The sequence below is a fragment of the Streptomyces sp. NPDC002669 genome (genome assembly GCF_042889165.1).
In the GTDB taxonomy this organism is placed as follows: domain Bacteria; phylum Actinomycetota; class Actinomycetes; order Streptomycetales; family Streptomycetaceae; genus Streptomyces.
In genome coordinates this window covers 228,180-242,977 of record NZ_JBIAQQ010000007.1, presented here as the reverse complement: position 1 = coordinate 242,977, position 14,798 = coordinate 228,180, and the positions used below count along the sequence as shown (strand labels likewise).

The window sequence follows — 14,798 nt, the reverse complement described above, 5'->3', positions numbered from 1 at the left end:
CCCCATCAGTCCAAGACATGGACTGGCTCATCTTCATAGGCCGGGGCTATCGTGGTCGGTCGAGGTGAGCGCATGCAGTTCCAGCAGTTGACGTACTTCGTCGCCGTGGCCGAGACCCGGCACTTCACCCGTGCCGCCGAGGCGGTGCACGTCTCGCAGCCCTCGCTCTCCCAGCAGATCAGGGCGCTGGAGAACGAGCTGGGGGCGGAGCTGTTCAGCCGGGCCCGGGGCAACATCGCGCTCACCGACGCGGGCGAGGCGCTGCTGCCGCTGGCCCGCCGGATCCTCGCGGACGCCGACACCGCCCGCCACGAGGTGCAGGAGCTGGCGCAGCTGCGCCGGGGCCGGGTGCGCCTGGGGGCCACGCCCAGCCTCTGCACGGGCCTGCTCCCCGACGTGCTGCGCGCCTTCCACGACCGCCATCCGGGCATCCGGCTGCTGCTGGAGGAGGGCGGTTCGCTCGACCTCGTGCGGGGGCTGGCGCGCGGCGCGCTCGACCTCGCCCTGGTGGTCCTGCCGCTGCCCGCCGCCTCCCCCGCGCTCACCACGGTCGAGCTGCTCCAGGAGGACCTGGTCGTGGTGTCGTCCGCCCGGAAGCCGCGGCCCGGCCGGGGCGGGAGCGTGCGGATCGCCGACCTCCAGGGGGAGCCCCTGGTGATGTTCCGGCACGGCTACGACCTGCGGGAGCTGACGGTCGCCGCCTGCCGGGCGGAGGGCTTCGAGCCGTCGTTCACGGTGGAGGGCGGCGAGATGGACGCGGTGCTCGGTTTCGTCCGGGCCGGGCTCGGCATCGCGGTGGTGCCCAGCATGGTCGCCGGGCGGTTCGGCCACGAGCTGCGGACCACGCCGCTGGCCCGTCCCGGTCTGCGGCGCACCATCGCGCTGGCGCACCGCAGCGACGTGGCTCCGCCGCGTGCGGCGCGCGAACTCCAGCGGGTGCTGCTCGCCACCCGGAAGGACTGACCCGGACCGGCCCCGGCCCCGGGCTCCCCGCGGCCGGGACGACCGGCCGCGGGGAGCCCGGGGGTCTCACACCGCGTCGGCCAGCAGCAGCGAGTGGATCCGGTCGGGGGCGCCCGGCCGGGCGTAGTACCAGCCCTGGGCCGTGTCGCATCCCAGCTTGCGCAGCTGCTCGGCCTGCGCCCCGGTCTCCACCCCCTCCACCGTGACGGCGAGGTCCAGGCTGTGCGCCAGCGAGACGATCCCCTCGACGATCTTCAGGTCGACCGGGTCCGCCGGGTGCTGCTGCATGCCCATCGTGAAGGAACGGTCCAGCTTGAGCACGCTCACCGGGAGCCTGCGCAGGTTCGCCAGGTTCGAGTAGCCGGTGCCGAAGTCGTCGAGCGCTATGTCGACGCCCATCTCGGCCAGTTGCCGCAGCGGCTTGAGCAGGTCGTCGTCCGCGCCGATGAGCGCGGACTCGGTGACCTCCAGGCACAGCGCCCCGGGGTCGAGCCCCGACCGCTCCAGCACGTCGACGGTCTCGGCGACCAGCCGCGGGTGGTGCAGCTGGGTCGGCGAGAGGTTGACGTTGATGCGCAGCGGTCCGCCGTCGGCGTGCCGCTCCTGCCAGAAGTTGGCCTGCCGGACGGACTCCTCCAGCACCCAGCGGCCCAGCGGCACGATCAGGCCGGTGTGCTCGGCGAGCGGGATGAACCGGTCCGGGCCGAGCACCCCGTGCTGCGGGTGGCACCAGCGCACCAGCGCCTCCGCGCCGTGCACCGTGCCGTCGCCCAGGTGCACGAGCGGCTGGTACTCGATGAAGAACTCGCCGCGCTCCAGTGCGGCGGGCAGCGCGGTGGTCAGTCCGTGCCGCGTGATGGCACGGGCGTCCGCCTCCGCGTCGGCGAACTCGAACCGGTTGCCGCCCGCCCCCTTGGCCCGGTACATCGTGATGTCGGCGCTGCGCAGCACCTCGGCGGCGCCGCGTTCGCCCGCCGGGCCCTCCACGACACCGATGGAACCGCGCACGGTCAGCTCGCGGCCTTCGAGCCGGATGGGGGTGCCGAGCGCGTTGAGGATGCGGCAGGCCAGTTCGGCGACCTCCTTCTCGGTCTCGGGACCGGTGGTCAGGGCCACGAACTCGTCGCCGCCGAGCCGGGCGACCATCTCGCCGGGCGCGGTCGCGCAGCTCTGCAGCCGGTCGGCCACCTCGACCAGCAGCCGGTCGCCGGACGCGTGTCCGAGGCTGTCGTTGATCGCCTTGAAGCCGTCCAGGTCGAGGTAGCACAGGCCGAAACGGCTGCCCTCGTCGGCGCAGAGCGCCTTCTCCAGCCGTTCGAAGAACAGCGTCCGGTTGGGCAGACCGGTGAGCGCGTCGTGAGTGGCCTCGTACCGCAGCCGCAGGTTCAGCAGCCTGCGTTCCGTGGTGTCCTCCATCAGCGCCAGCTGGTACTGCGGATTGCCCTCGGCGTCGCGCAGCAGCGACACCGTCAGGTTGGTCCACAGCACGGTGCCGTCGTTGCGGTAGTACGGCTTCTCGACCCGGTAGTGCTCGCGTTCGCCGCGCACCAGCTCGTCGTAGTACTTCCAGACGTGCGGCGAGTCCTCGGGGTGGACCCATTCGTTGACCTTGTGGCTGCGCACGTGGTTGTCGAGGCCGCCGAACATCCGGGTGAGGGTGTCGTTGACCTCCAGCACGTTGCCGTCCAGGTCGGCGATGCCGATGCCGATGGCCGCGTCCTTGAAGACGGCCCGGAACCGCGCCTCCGTCGCGTGCAGCGCCTGTTCGGCTTCGGAGCGGGCGGCGAGCGCCGAGCGCGCGATGGCCTCCTGCTCGGCGAGGGTGCGCTGGCGCAGCGCCTCGGTGAAGCCGCCGGCCAGGGCGTGCTGCATCCGCGCGCAGCGGGCCCTGAGGTCCTCGGGGGCCGGCGCCGTCGAGCCGTTGCCGCCGCAGTACAGCACCAGGTAGGAGTCGATGACGCCGAGCGTGCTGCTGAGCGCGTCGGGGTCCGTGCAGTGCGCGGCGACGAGGGCGGCGCCCACCTCGCCCGCGGGGGCCGCGTCGAAGGGCCGCTCGTGCAGGATGTCGCTGAGCCCGCGGGCCAGCGGCAGCAGGTGCTGCTCGAACTCCGCGCGGGTCAGGGAGGTGGCCGTCGAGGGGAAGATGGCCCGGCTCCAGATGGTGGCGAATCTTCGGAGCCGGCCCTCGGGTCCGTCGGGCTCCGCGTCCGGCGCTCCGGACGCCTGGGCTGGGATGCTCACGCCTTGCGTCCCACTCCCGCGAAGCCCGAGAAGGCGTACGGATCCTCTTGCTCCGCCACCACCGGGGTCTCCGGCCGCCAGTGCGGCATCGACACGAGTCCGGGCTCCACCATCTCGTACCCCTCGAAGAAGCGCATGACCTCGTCGCGCGACCGCATGACGAGGGGGTTGCGGATGTTCTCGTAGACCCCGACCATGCCACCCGCCTCCTCCCGGGTGAGCGGGACCCCCTCGTACGAGGCGTGGGTGATGACGACGAGGCTGCCGGGGGCGAGTGCCTCGCGCAGCTCGGCGACCGCGGCCTGCGGCTCGTCGGCGTCCTTGAGGAAGTGGAGCACGGCGACGAGCAGCAGGGCCACCGGGCGGTCCAGGTCGAGCAGTCCGGAGACCTCCGGGCTCTTCACGATCTCCTGGGGGTTGCGCAGGTCGGCGGCGGCGATCACCGCCCGGTCGTTGCCCTCCAGCACGGCCTTGCTGTGTGCGACCGCGACGGGGTCGTGGTCGACGTAGGCCACGCGGGCCCCGGGGTCGGCGGCCTGGGCGATTTCGTGGACATTGCCGAAGGTCGGTATTCCGGAGCCGATGTCCAGAAACTGACTGATGCCCTCGCCGACCGCGTAATGCACGGCTCTGCGCATGAAGGCGCGATTCGCCTGCATGATCTTGGGGAGTCCCGGCATGAACTCCATGGCCTTGCGCGCCGCTTCCCGGTCCACCTCGAAATTGTGCGATCCGCCCAGATAGAAGTCGTACATGCGGGACACGCTCGGCACCGTGATGTCTATGCCTTGCGGTGCCCAGGCGGGACGCTCCATCGATGTCTCCAACAAGTCGCTACGGCGATCCGGCCATGTTCATGGTCAGTGTTGACCAGAGGCTACTGATCGTCCGCCAAGAGAGCGAGTGGAAACGGAAATTAGCCGTCCGTTATTGGTCACACACCAGTGGCATGTGCAACCGATCAGTCGCTACGTGTGACATTCGGCGCCGAACGGCCCTTCCGGGAAGGCTTTGCCCATCACGGGAGGAGCCCGCCGCGCGGGCACCGGAGAGCACCCCGTAACATGTGTCCGCGGCGCCACCGCCATTGCCGTCCCGGTTTCCCGTCACCGCCACCGGTTTCACTTCACCGGAAAAGGTACGGACCACTTGACGGACATCGGTCCGCACGACGGTTCACCGGGGCCGTCGCGGGTGACGAATCCTTTGCCGGCGGTGCCGTGACGGCATTTCCCTCCCTCGGGGCAACATCCTTTCCGTACGGGCGATTTGGCCGACGGCCAGGGAGTGCGCGCGAAATCGCCGCCCTTCCGGGACCGGCACCGGACACCGGAGCGGTTCCGCCTGCGGGAGCCGCCGCCCGGGTCCCCGCACCGGCCGCCTTCGGCCGGGCCTCCGGGCCGGGCGCCTTCACTCGATCGCCTTAGCAATCCACCCCGGTCCGGGACCGGCCGCCCGCCCTGCCGGAACGCCTGGTTCCATACCCGGTCCACCACACCGGAATGCCTGGCTCCACCGCCCGTTCGCACGCCGTCCGCAGGGCCGGCGAAGGCGGCGCGAACGGAACGCCCCTCGGCCGCTCACGTCAACTTCCGTACGCGCCAATCCAGTTGACCCGCCCCCTGCCGCCGGCCCGCCGCCGGGACCGGACACCGCCTCTCACGTCGCACGACGTGCCCCGAAGCCTTCCCGACGGGCGCAAACACGAGCCGTCCGATGTCCCCACCATCAGGCGAACCCAACGCTTTCCCGGCGTGTCCCGCGACCGGCCGGATCATGCTCGCCGTCGTGTACGGATCACTCATAGGACGGCTCACCGCCGCCGTCGCACTGCTGTGGCTGCTGAGCACCCCGTTACCGGCTGCGGCGGACAGCTGCGCGTACGCCTACATCGGTGAGGACGGCGGGAGTTCGTCGGCCGTCGTGTCCGGCACCGGCCCCTGCCGCCCGGGTCCGGTGACCGAGCCGCCCCCACCACCGACGCCGCGCCCGCCACCGCCCGCCACCGAACCCCCGCCTCCGCCCCCTCCTCCCCCGCCCACTCCGCGGCCCGCCCCACCCGCACCGTCCGCAACACCACGACCGGAACCGGAGCCAGTGACCCCGCCCCCCGTCCTCCCGCCCGCGCCCTCCTCCTCACCCTCGTCCCCGCCCTCCGCACGCCCCGCGCCCGCCTCGCCCCGCCCCGTGGCGCTGCCCACCTACCGCAAGCCACCGCGCAAGGTCCCCCGGCACGGCGCCTCCCTGGTCACCCTCACCCTGCTGATCACGGCGCCCGCGGTGTTCGCCGTCGCCGTCCTGCGTCCCCGCTCCCGCTGACCTCCGGAGAAGTCTCATGTCGGAATGGCTTGTTCTCACCCTCGCCATGGCCGCGGCAAGTGCCGTCGTCCTGACCATCGCCGTGCTCAACAACCGTCGGGTCGGGGAGGACGACGACCCGTCCGAGACTCCCGACGTCATCGAGTACATGACGATGATGATCGGCGTGGTCTACGCGATCGTGCTGGGCCTGGCCATCGCGGGCGTCTGGGAGGGCCGCGGCGCCGCCCAGGAGTACGTGCGCCAGGAGGCCCAGGCGCTGCACGAGGTGAAGGCCCGCTCCGCCGTCTACCCGGCCGAGGTGCGCACCCGCATCCGCGCCGACGTCGACGCCTACGTGCGCCATGTCGTGCACGACGAGTGGCAGTCGATGAGCGAGCACGGCACGCTCACCGCCGAGGGCACCCGGCTCCTCGACCGGGTGCGCTCCGACGTCACCCAGTACCGGCCGGCGAACGACCACGAGGGACAGGCGTACCAGCCACTGGTCGACGAGGTCGCCGCGGCCGACGACTCGCGCAGCGCACGCGGGCAGAGCGCGGGGGCGACCATGCCGGGCGTGGTCTGGTTCGGCCTGGTCATCGGGGCTTTGGTAACCGTTGGAATGATCTTCACGTTGCAGATCCGCAGGAGTTTCCGCGAACTGCTCCTGGCCGGTTTCTTCAGCGTTCTGATCGCCTTTCTGCTCTTCCTGATCTGGGATTTCGACACCCCCTTCGGGCGGGGTCTCTCGGCCACCGCCGCGCCGTTCCTCGATCTGTTCCCGGAAGCCGCGGGCGGACGGTGACACGGGGGTGCGCCGCTCGGGCGAAACCGGTGCCCCGGGCGGCGTACCCCGATCGCGAGCGGAATGCACGACTCCTAGCGTTTGGCGGGTCGAGGCGCATTTCTGACACTTCGTGGAAAACCGTTCCGCAAGTGCTCCTCGGGGACCCGGAGGATTCATCCATGCGTTCCATACGTGTCGCACCCGTCGCCCTGCTCGGCGCCGCTCTCGTCCTGACCGCTCCGGCCGCAATCGCGTCCGCGGCGTCGTCGGGAGGCGCGTCCTCCGCGACCGGATACACCGTCACCCCGTCGGTGATCGCGCCGGGAGGCCAGGTCACCCTGGCGGCCCGGGGGTGCTCTGCAACCGCAACGGCCGGATCGGGTGTTTTCGACACCGTCACCATTCCCGGAGGTGGTTCCGCGGCGGCCACGGTCGACTGGGACGCGAAGCCCGGTTCCTCCCACGAGGTGACGTTCATCTGCAGCGCGCCGCCCGGCTCCACGGCGAAGGTCCGTCTCACGGTCGCCGCGGCCTCCCGCGCGCCGACGGCCGGTTCCGCGGCCACCCCGGCCGGTGTGCGGGGCGGCCTCGGCGGCGGCGGTCCGAGCACCGCGGAGCTCGTCGCCGGAACGGTGCTGGCGGTGGCCGCGGCCACCGGCGCCGTCCACATGGCGCGCCGGCACGGGGAGAACCGCCCGCGCTGACGGCAGGGCATTGCGCCCGTCGCCCCGGGTCCTGGTGCACAGGACCCGGGGCGACGGGCGTGACGGGGCCGGAACCGGAACGCGTTCAGCGACGCTGCGGCACCGTGATCCGGTAGCCCTCGTCGAGCAGTTCGGGAAGGTACCGGCGCAGCGCCGCCACGCTCTGCGAACGGTCGCCCCCCGCGTCGTGCGAGAGCACGACGACGCCGGGCGCCGCCCCCTCCCGGACCCGGCGGACGATGGTGCCGGTGCCGGGCTCGGTCCAGTCCAGCGTGTCCACGGTCCACGCCATGGGCTCCATCCCCAGGGCGGCACCGATCTCGAAGGAGTTGCGGTTCCACGCCCCGTACGGCGCCCGGTACCAGAGCGGCGCGGTGCCGGTGAGCCGTTCGATCACCTCGCTGGTGGGGCCGAGTTCGTCCCGGACGCCCGCCCGGGAGAGTCCGGTGACCAGGGGGTGGGTCCAGGAGTGGTTGCCGATGGTGTGGCCGTCCCCGGCGATGGCCCGCACCAGGTCCTGGTTGTCGTGGGCCATTTCCCCGCAGACGAAGAACATCGCGCGGACGTCGTACTCGCGCAGCGTGTCGAGGATGTGCGGGGTGTGCCGGGGGTCCGGGCCGTCGTCGAAGGTCAGGACCATGGCGCGCCCGATCTCGGGCAGTTCCTCGAAGGGCCGGGTGCGGACCGGGGGCGCCGCGGGCCGGAACCGGGGCGGGGCACCCGCGGTCATGGGCCGGAGCCGGTACGAGGCGGGCCGGGTCCGGACGGCCGGCGGAGGGCCGGCCGCACCGGCCCGGGCCGGTGCGGGGTCCCGGAGCGGTGTCCCGGCCGGGTCCGCGGCGATCACGCGCACGGCGGCGGCCGTGCCGAGTCCGACGGCCAGGCGCAGCAGCGCCCTGCGCCCCGGAAAACTCTGATCATTTTTCATGACCAACTGCTCGCACGGCGGGCGGGCGTGTCCCGGCCGACGACACCGGGGACGGAGGTTTTTGCACCCAATGGAGGGATCTGCGATGGAGCAAGCGGCAGCTTCGGACCGGGCCGGGCCGCCGCCCGGTCCGAGGACGGCCCGAGGCAGCGGATAGCCTCACTGCCGTGACAGAACCGCAGCCTCACGAGTTCGAACGTGGCACAGACGGACCGAAAGTGATCGTCGCCGGCCTCGACGGATCCGATTCCTCCATGCGCGCCGCGGCCTACGCGGCAGGTCTGGCCCGCCGCCAGGGGGCCATGCTCGCCCTCGTCTACGTCCAGCCCGTGCTGCCCGCCGGGGCGGCACTCGGCGCGCCGATCGCCGATACCACGGGCGAGGTCGCGGAGGGGCTGGTGCACGAGATCCGGGAGGCGGCCCGGCGGCTGAAGGACGTGTGGAACGTGCGCTGGGAGTTCCACACCTTCCGCGGCGACCCCTACAACGGGCTCGTGACCGCGGCGGACGAGTTGAAGGCGGACGCCGTCGTGGTGGGCGCGTCGGAGTCGGCCGGGCACCGGTTCGTCGGCTCGGTGGCGGTCCGGCTGGTGAAAGCGGGGCGTTGGCCCGTCACGGTAGTCCCCTGACCTCTGCGGAATCCTTCCTTCCGCCAAACGGCACGCCTTCTTCCGCAGCGGCTCCGGCTGAGTCATCATGAGCGCCCGTCAGAGACGGCCGTCAGTGAAGAGGTGACTCATGGCAAGGCTCCGAGTGGGCGAGGGCGTACTGCGCCGCAAGCCGATCGAGCAGATCGACGAGCGGGGGCCCGCGGGGGAGGCCACCGCTCAGCTCACCAGAACGCTCGGACTGTGGCAGCTCACCGCGATCGGTGTGGGCGGCATCATCGGGGCGGGCATCTTCACCCTCGCCGGCACGGTGGCCAACGGCACCGCCGGCCCCGCCGTCCTGCTCTCGTTCCTCATCGCGGGTGTGGCGAGCGCGGCCGCCGCGTTCAGCTACGCGGAGTTCGCGGGGCTGATCCCGAAGGCCGGGTCCGCGTACACCTACGGATACGCGGTGCTCGGCGAGCTGGTGGGCTGGTTCATCGGCTGGGACCTGCTGCTGGAGTACACCGCGATCGTGGCGGTGGTCGCGATCGGCATCTCCGGCTACTTCAGCTTCCTGCTCGGGGAGCTGGGGCTGGACGTGCCGAAGTGGATGCTGGGCGCGCCCGGCACCGGCGACGGCCACAAGGTGGACCTGTTCGCCGCGCTGCTCTGTCTGCTGGTCGCGTACCTGCTGACCCTCGGCATCAAGAACGCGGCCCGGTTCGAGACGGTCGTGGTGGTCCTGAAGGTCCTGGTCGTCCTGCTGGTCATCGGCGTGGGCGTCTTCCACATCAACACCGCCAACTACCACCCCTTCTTCCCGTTCGGGGTGAGCGGCGCCTTCACGGGCGCGGCCACGGTGTTCTTCGCGGTCTTCGGGTACGACGCCATGTCGACGGCCGCCGAGGAGTCCAAGGACGCCCAGCGCCACATGCCGAAGGCGATCCTGTACTCCCTCGCCATCTCCATGGTCCTCTACGTGGCGGCGTGCCTGGTGCTGACGGGGATGCAGAGCTACGAGGACATCGACCCGGAGTCCGGCTTCTCCACGGCCTTCAAGGCGGTGGGCCTCAGCGGGATCGCCGACGTGATCGCGGTGGGTGCCATCATCGGCATCCTGACCGTCATGTTCACCTTCATGCTCGGTGTGACCCGGGTGTGGTTCTCGATGAGCCGTGACGGGCTGCTGCCGAAGTGGTTCGCCAAGACCCACCCCACCCGGCACGTCCCGACCCGGGTGACCTGGATCGTCGGTGTGGCCTCGGCGGCGATCGCCGGATTCCTGCCGATCGGCGAGGCCGCCGAGCTGACCAACATCGGCATCCTGCTGGCGTTCGTGGTGGTGTGCGTCGCCGTGATCGTGCTGCGCTACAAGCAGCCCGATCTGCCGCGTACGTTCCGCACCCCCGGGATGCCGTTCGTCCCGGCCCTCGGGGTGGTGTTCTCGATCTGGCTGATCACCTTCCTCCAGTGGCAGACCTGGGTGCGGTTCGCGGTGTGGTTCCTGGTCGGCCTGGTCGTCTACTTCGGCTACTCCTACCGGAAGTCGGAGATGGCGGGAACGACCGGGACGGGCACGGGGACGAAGAAGTCCTGAGCGCGGCCCCGGCCCCCGTGGCGGCGTCCGCCGGCGGCACGGGACCACGGGCGGCCGGGGCGCGCCGCCCGTGGTCCGGGGCCGTCACCCGTACACACATCGCACCGCCCGACCGTTCACCGCACCATTCGCCGCACTGTGCGACCGCTCGTCGCACGGCAAGGCCCATCGCCTGTTCCTCGGCGCCCCGATGCGTTCGGATACGCCCGTCGGCAGCGAAGCGGCAGGGCCTCGGCGGGAAGGGCGTTCACGATGACCACCACGACGGATGAGCAGGCCCTCGCGGGCCTCCAGCGGGAGCACGGTGCCGCACTCTTCCGCTTCCTGCTGGGGCTGACCTTCGGCGACCGGCAGCGGGCCGAGGACCTGCTCCAGGAGACTCTGGTGCGCGCCTGGCAGCATCCGGAGGCGTTCGACGCCCCGTACGAGTCGATGCGGCCCTGGCTCTTCACCGTGGCGCGGCGCCTCGCGATCGACGCGCGCCGGTCCCGGCAGGCCCGCCCGGCCGAGGTCGGCGACGTCGTGCTGGAGACGGCCGCGGACGGGGAGGACACCGCCGAGGCCACGGTCTCGGCCCTCGACGTGCGCGAGGCGGTGCGCGCCCTGAACCCGGACCACCGCGAGGTCCTCGTCCAGATGTACTTCCGCGGGCTCACGGTGAACGAGACGGCCCAGGTGCTCGGCATTCCGCCGGGCACGGTCAAGTCCCGGTCCTACTACGCGCTGCGCCGGCTCGCCCGCAGCCTGCCGGGCTACTCCAGCAGCTCCTCCTCGCCGAGCAGGGCGAGCAGCGAGACGGCCTCCGCGACCTGCACGTAGTCGGCGGCACAGTCGTCGCAGGTCTGCAGGTGGCGGCAGACCTCACGGGTCTCGCCGGCCGTGAGCGCGTCGAGAACGTAGGCACCGAGCAACTGCCGCACGTGCGGGTCCTTCCCGGGATCGGCGCTCATCGCATCCTCGTGTCGTGTGCGGACCCGGCCGTGACGGATCCTGCCCTTCTGGCCACGCGGGGCGCGCTCCCCCGGTTCAATGCTGCGTGGAGCCCGGTAGCGAGAACGGAAAGAGGCGAGACGGGATGCGCCCGGAACGTCAGGACGGAACTAATGGGGGCGGGCTGCTGATCCCGATGGCCTGGATGTACGCCGAGTACGTCGCCGACGGGATACTGCGGACCGGTGATCTGATGGAGCCGTCCACCCTGGAGTACCGCGCGGGGCGGGACGCCCTCGCGCTCACCGTCTTCCTCTGCGACGACGTGGTGGTGGCCGACTGCCTGCCCGCGGCCCGGCTGGACGAGCTGCGGCTGCTGACGGCGTACGGGACCGCCTGGCGCGGCTGGGTCTGCGAACGGCTCGACACGCTCGGCGGGGAGGCCGGGGCGGAGGGCGGGAGCCCCGATCTGGCACTGGCCCGCGCGGCCTGGCGGTGGCTGGAGGAGACCGAGCTGCTCGCGGCCGATCTGGACGCGATCGGTCCGCGGCCCCGGGGGTCGCTGGGCGACGGGCCGGACGCGGAGGAGGCCGCCCAGGTGTGGACACCGGCCTGGCAGCTGGGGCTGCCGCTGGGACATCTGGCGATCCAGTTGCACTGAGCCCTCCGTCCGCCGGTCAGGAACCGTGCACGCCGGCGCGGTACTTCGGCAGCCGCACCGTGATCTTCATCCCGGCGCCGACGCCCGTCTCGATGACGAGCCCGTAGTCGTCCCCGTAGACCTGGCGCAGCCGCTCGTCGACGTTGAGCAGTCCGATGCCGGTGGAGGGGCCGCCCTCGCCGCGCAGGATCTGGCGCAGCCGCCGCGGGTCCATGCCGGCGCCGTCGTCCTCGATGACGACCTCGGCCTCGGAGCCGGCGTCGAAGGCGCTGATGGTGATGCGGGTCGGGGTCTCCTCCGTCCGGCCGGTGCCGAGCGGGCGGGACGGGGCGGCCGATCCTTCGAGGCCGTGCTTGACGGCATTCTCGACCAGCGGCTGGAGGCAGAGGAAGGGCAGGGCGACGGGCAGCACCTCGGGGGCGATCTGGAGGGTGACCGCGAGCCGTTCGCCGAAGCGGGCCCGTACCAGCGCCAGGTACTGGTCGATGGAGTGGAGTTCGTCGGCGAGGGTGGTGAAGTCGCCGTGACTGCGGAACGAGTAGCGGGTGAAGTCGGCGAACTCCAGCAGGAGTTCGCGGGCCCGTTCCGGGTCGGTGCGGACGAACGAGGCGATGGCGGCCAGGGAGTTGAAGATGAAGTGCGGGGAGATCTGGGCCCGCAGCGCCCTGATCTCGGCCTCGATGAGCTGGGTGCGGGAGCGGTCCAGTTCGGCCAGTTCCAGCTGTACGCAGACCCAGCGGGCCACCTCCCCGGCGGCCCTGGCCAGTACCGCGGACTCGCGCGGGGCGTAGGCGACGAGGGTGCCGAGCACCCGGTGGTCGACGGTGAGCGGTACGGCCACGGCCCAGCGCAGCGGGCAGTCCAGGTCGTCGCAGTCGCTGGGGAAGGCGGTGTCCCGGCCGCTGTCGAGAAGGCCGCGCACCTGTTCCATGACGTGCCGGCCGTGGTGCTCGCCCGCGCCGTCCCAGACCAGCACCCGGTCGCGGTCGGTGAGGCAGAGCGCGTCGGTGCCCAGCAGCGAGCGCAGCCCGCGGGCGGACTTGCGGGCGCTCTCCTCGGTGAGTCCGGCGCGCAGCGGCGGCGCGGCGAGCGAGGCGGTGTGCAGGGTCTCGAAGGTGGCGTGCTCGACGGGGGTCCCGACGTCGCTGGTGCGGACGGGCCGGGCGGTGCGGCGGCCGAGCAGGAAGGCCGCCCCGAGCAGCAGGAGCACGAGCAGGACGAGTACCGCGTGTCCGGCTCCGGTCATCGGTGCCTCCCGGAGGTCAGTGTTTCCGGCAGGTGGAAGCGGGTCATGGCGGCGTTGGTGCCGGGCGGGATGCGGCCGGGCGTGGCGAGGGAGACCAGGACCATCGCGAGGAAGCCGACCGGCACCGACCAGACGGCGGGCCAGGCGAGCAGGGCGTGGGCCCAGCCCGGCGGACGCACCGCGCCGCTGACGGTGATGGTGACGGCCAGGAACGCGGAGCCGCCGCCGAGCAGCAGTCCGGCCATCGCGCCGGGCGGGGTGAGCCGCCGCCACCAGATGCCGAGGATCAGCAGCGGGCAGAAGGAGGACGCCGAGACGGCGAACGCCATCGCCACCGAGTCGGCCACCGGCACCCGGCTGACCAGCAGCGAACCGGCCAGCGGGACGCACATGGCGAGCACGGTGGCGAGCCGGAAGTGCCGGACCCCGCGCGAGGGCAGCACGTCCTGCGTGATGACCCCGGCGACGGCCATCGTGAGACCGGACGCGGTCGACAGGAACGCGGCGAAGGCGCCGCCCGCGACCAGCGCGCCGAGCAGGTCCCCGCCGAGGCCGCCGATGACCCGGCCGGGCAGCAGCAGCACGGCCGCGTCCGCGTCCCCGCCCCGGATCAGCTCGGGGGCGTACAGCCTGCCCAGCGCGCCGTAGACCGGGGGCAGCAGGTAGAACACCCCGATGAGGGCGAGGACGACGACCGTCGTGCGGCGGGCGTCGCGGCCGTTGGGGCTGGTGTAGAAGCGGACGACGACGTGCGGCAGGCCCATGGTGCCCAGGAACGTCGCGATGATCAGCCCGTACGTGGCGTACATCGGGTGCTCGCCGCGGAAGACGGAGAGCTGTTCGTCGAAGGTGGCGCGGGGCCGCCCGTCGCCCTGCCAGGCGAGCACCAGGAAGATCGCGGGGACGAGGAGGGCGGTCAGCTTCAGCCAGTACTGGAAGACCTGTACGAAGGTGATGGACCGCATGCCGCCCGCGGCGACGGCGAGGACGACGACCGCCGCCACGAGCACGTCGCCCAGCCAGCCGGGCGCCCCGGTGAGGATCTTCAGCGTCAGCCCGGCGCCCTGGAGCTGCGGTACCAGGTAGAGCCAGCCCGCCGCGACCACGAAGACGCTCACCAGTCTGCGCACCTGCCGCGACTCCAGCCGCCCCTCGGCGAAGTCGGGCAGGGTGTACGCCCCCGAGCGGCGCAGCGGCGCGGCGACGAAGACCAGCAGCACCAGGTAGCCGGCGGTGTAGCCGACCGGGTACCAGAGCATGTCCGGGCCGTGCACGAGGACCAGTCCCGCGATGCCGAGGAAGGAGGCGGCGGAGAGGTACTCGCCGCTGATGGCGGCGGCGTTGAGGCGGGGGCGCACGGTGCGCGAGGCGACGTAGAAGTCGGAGGTGGTCCGGGAGATCCGGAGTCCGAAGCCGCCGACGAGGACGGTGGCGAGGACGACGGCGGCGACAGCCGCCACCGCGTACGTACGGCTCACTGCGCGGAGCGGCCTTCCACGAGCCGGGCGAAGTCGTGTTCGTTGCGCTCGGCCCGGCGCACGTACCACCGGGCGATCAGGACGAGCGGCGGGTAGGCGGCGAATCCGAGGACGGCCCAGACGAGCGCGGAACTGTGCAGGGCCTCGAAGACCAGCGGCAGCGTCCCGACGACCACGGCGAGGACGCCGAACGCGGTGAGTCCGGCGCGCAGCTGGCTGCGCACCAGTGAACGGACGTACGCGCCGCCGAGCGCGGTCTGCTCGTCGATCTCCGACTGGGTGCGGTAGCGCGGCAGCGGGCGCACCCGTCGGGGCTCCCCCGTCACCACTTCGCGCCGGGGTGTTGGCTCTGCGGACATGGGCCCGGAGTGT

The 14,798-nt window shown here is 72.1% G+C and carries 15 protein-coding genes; 8 read left to right on the top strand and 7 right to left on the bottom strand.

Going from position 1 to position 14,798, the window contains the following annotated elements; genetic code table 11:
• Positions 1 to 72: 72 nt before the first annotated feature.
• Positions 73 to 963: a LysR family transcriptional regulator gene (locus tag ACFYW1_RS13735; RefSeq protein ID WP_388991174.1), complete on the top strand. Its 891-nt coding sequence runs from the start codon at positions 73 to 75 to the stop codon at positions 961 to 963.
• Positions 964 to 1,029: 66 nt separating this feature from the next.
• Here the strand turns inward: ACFYW1_RS13735 and ACFYW1_RS13730 are convergent, their stop codons facing one another.
• Both ACFYW1_RS13730 and ACFYW1_RS13725 read right to left on the bottom strand, forming a co-directional pair.
• Positions 1,030 to 3,204: a putative bifunctional diguanylate cyclase/phosphodiesterase gene (locus ACFYW1_RS13730; protein ID WP_388991171.1), complete on the bottom strand. Its 2,175-nt coding sequence runs from the start codon at positions 3,202 to 3,204 to the stop codon at positions 1,030 to 1,032.
• Positions 3,201 to 4,019 (bottom strand): SAM-dependent methyltransferase, encoded by an 819-nt coding sequence (locus ACFYW1_RS13725; RefSeq protein WP_388991169.1) that lies wholly within the window; start codon positions 4,017 to 4,019, stop codon positions 3,201 to 3,203. Before ACFYW1_RS13725 ends, ACFYW1_RS13730 begins: the two co-directional genes overlap by 4 nt.
• A gap of 1,282 nt (positions 4,020 to 5,301) precedes the next feature.
• Here ACFYW1_RS13725 and ACFYW1_RS13720 point away from each other — a divergent pair.
• The 3 genes from ACFYW1_RS13720 to ACFYW1_RS13710 all read left to right on the top strand — a co-directional run bounded on the left by ACFYW1_RS13720 (position 5,302) and on the right by ACFYW1_RS13710 (position 6,996).
• A complete protein-coding gene (locus tag ACFYW1_RS13720) occupies positions 5,302 to 5,523 on the top strand; it encodes a hypothetical protein (protein WP_388991167.1) in 222 nt (73 codons plus the stop codon).
• A 16-nt stretch (positions 5,524 to 5,539) separates the two neighbouring features.
• Positions 5,540 to 6,310 carry a DUF4239 domain-containing protein gene (locus tag ACFYW1_RS13715; RefSeq protein ID WP_388991165.1) on the top strand — a complete coding sequence of 257 codons (771 nt, stop codon included), beginning with the start codon at positions 5,540 to 5,542 and terminating at the stop codon, positions 6,308 to 6,310.
• A gap of 161 nt (positions 6,311 to 6,471) precedes the next feature.
• Entirely contained in the window at positions 6,472 to 6,996 is a 525-nt protein-coding gene (locus ACFYW1_RS13710) for a hypothetical protein (protein WP_388991163.1), read from the top strand.
• 85 nt (positions 6,997 to 7,081) lie between these two features.
• On the opposite strand, the gene ACFYW1_RS13705 is transcribed toward ACFYW1_RS13710, so the two are convergent.
• Positions 7,082 to 7,924 carry a polysaccharide deacetylase family protein gene (locus ACFYW1_RS13705; protein ID WP_388991161.1) on the bottom strand — a complete coding sequence of 281 codons (843 nt, stop codon included), beginning with the start codon at positions 7,922 to 7,924 and terminating at the stop codon, positions 7,082 to 7,084.
• Between the two features lie 167 nt (positions 7,925 to 8,091).
• Between ACFYW1_RS13705 and ACFYW1_RS13700 the strand changes: the two genes are divergently transcribed.
• The 3 genes from ACFYW1_RS13700 to ACFYW1_RS13690 all read left to right on the top strand — a co-directional run bounded on the left by ACFYW1_RS13700 (position 8,092) and on the right by ACFYW1_RS13690 (position 10,930).
• The gene (locus tag ACFYW1_RS13700; protein WP_388991159.1) at positions 8,092 to 8,553 is read left to right on the top strand and encodes a universal stress protein; all 462 of its coding nucleotides are present in this window, start codon (positions 8,092 to 8,094) and stop codon (positions 8,551 to 8,553) included.
• Positions 8,554 to 8,662: 109 nt separating this feature from the next.
• Positions 8,663 to 10,111 carry an amino acid permease gene (locus ACFYW1_RS13695; RefSeq protein WP_388991157.1) on the top strand — a complete coding sequence of 483 codons (1,449 nt, stop codon included), beginning with the start codon at positions 8,663 to 8,665 and terminating at the stop codon, positions 10,109 to 10,111.
• A gap of 252 nt (positions 10,112 to 10,363) precedes the next feature.
• Positions 10,364 to 10,930, top strand: a complete 567-nt coding sequence (locus ACFYW1_RS13690) for a sigma-70 family RNA polymerase sigma factor (RefSeq protein ID WP_388991155.1) — start codon at positions 10,364 to 10,366, stop codon at positions 10,928 to 10,930.
• Here the strand turns inward: ACFYW1_RS13690 and ACFYW1_RS13685 are convergent.
• Positions 10,864 to 11,061, bottom strand: coding sequence for an anti-sigma factor family protein (locus ACFYW1_RS13685; RefSeq protein ID WP_388991153.1), 198 nt, complete (start codon positions 11,059 to 11,061; stop codon positions 10,864 to 10,866). The two genes, ACFYW1_RS13690 and ACFYW1_RS13685, sit on opposite strands and share 67 nt — an antisense overlap.
• Before the next feature lie 125 nt (positions 11,062 to 11,186).
• Here ACFYW1_RS13685 and ACFYW1_RS13680 point away from each other — a divergent pair, with 125 nt between their 5' ends.
• Positions 11,187 to 11,702: a hypothetical protein gene (locus ACFYW1_RS13680; RefSeq protein ID WP_388991151.1), complete on the top strand. Its 516-nt coding sequence runs from the start codon at positions 11,187 to 11,189 to the stop codon at positions 11,700 to 11,702.
• 16 nt (positions 11,703 to 11,718) lie between these two features.
• Here the strand turns inward: ACFYW1_RS13680 and ACFYW1_RS13675 are convergent, their stop codons facing one another.
• The 3 genes from ACFYW1_RS13675 to ACFYW1_RS13665 are packed head-to-tail and all read right to left on the bottom strand — an operon-like array spanning position 11,719 to position 14,785.
• Positions 11,719 to 12,948 carry a sensor histidine kinase gene (locus tag ACFYW1_RS13675; protein ID WP_388991149.1) on the bottom strand — a complete coding sequence of 410 codons (1,230 nt, stop codon included), beginning with the start codon at positions 12,946 to 12,948 and terminating at the stop codon, positions 11,719 to 11,721.
• A complete protein-coding gene (locus ACFYW1_RS13670; protein ID WP_388991147.1) occupies positions 12,945 to 14,426 on the bottom strand; it encodes a cation acetate symporter in 1,482 nt (493 codons plus the stop codon). Before ACFYW1_RS13670 ends, ACFYW1_RS13675 begins: the two co-directional genes overlap by 4 nt.
• Complete coding sequence (locus ACFYW1_RS13665; protein WP_283855262.1) at positions 14,423 to 14,785, bottom strand: hypothetical protein; 363 nt, start codon at positions 14,783 to 14,785, stop codon at positions 14,423 to 14,425. Before ACFYW1_RS13665 ends, ACFYW1_RS13670 begins: the two co-directional genes overlap by 4 nt.
• Positions 14,786 to 14,798: the final 13 nt, after the last annotated feature.

Excerpts from the sequence above, each read along its gene's own strand:
- ACFYW1_RS13735 (WP_388991174.1), top strand. The coding sequence starts at position 73 with ATGCAGTTCCAGCAGTTGACGTACTTCGTCGCCGTGGCCGAGACCCGG.
- ACFYW1_RS13725 (WP_388991169.1), bottom strand. The coding sequence starts at position 4,019 with ATGGAGCGTCCCGCCTGGGCACCGCAAGGCATAGACATCACGGTGCCG.
- ACFYW1_RS13715 (WP_388991165.1), top strand. The coding sequence starts at position 5,540 with ATGTCGGAATGGCTTGTTCTCACCCTCGCCATGGCCGCGGCAAGTGCC.
- ACFYW1_RS13710 (WP_388991163.1), top strand. The coding sequence starts at position 6,472 with ATGCGTTCCATACGTGTCGCACCCGTCGCCCTGCTCGGCGCCGCTCTC.
- ACFYW1_RS13705 (WP_388991161.1), bottom strand. The coding sequence starts at position 7,924 with ATGAAAAATGATCAGAGTTTTCCGGGGCGCAGGGCGCTGCTGCGCCTG.
- ACFYW1_RS13695 (WP_388991157.1), top strand. The coding sequence starts at position 8,663 with ATGGCAAGGCTCCGAGTGGGCGAGGGCGTACTGCGCCGCAAGCCGATC.
- ACFYW1_RS13690 (WP_388991155.1), top strand. The coding sequence starts at position 10,364 with ATGACCACCACGACGGATGAGCAGGCCCTCGCGGGCCTCCAGCGGGAG.
- ACFYW1_RS13685 (WP_388991153.1), bottom strand. The coding sequence starts at position 11,061 with ATGAGCGCCGATCCCGGGAAGGACCCGCACGTGCGGCAGTTGCTCGGT.
- ACFYW1_RS13680 (WP_388991151.1), top strand. The coding sequence starts at position 11,187 with ATGCGCCCGGAACGTCAGGACGGAACTAATGGGGGCGGGCTGCTGATC.
- ACFYW1_RS13675 (WP_388991149.1), bottom strand. The coding sequence starts at position 12,948 with ATGACCGGAGCCGGACACGCGGTACTCGTCCTGCTCGTGCTCCTGCTG.
- ACFYW1_RS13665 (WP_283855262.1), bottom strand. The coding sequence starts at position 14,785 with ATGTCCGCAGAGCCAACACCCCGGCGCGAAGTGGTGACGGGGGAGCCC.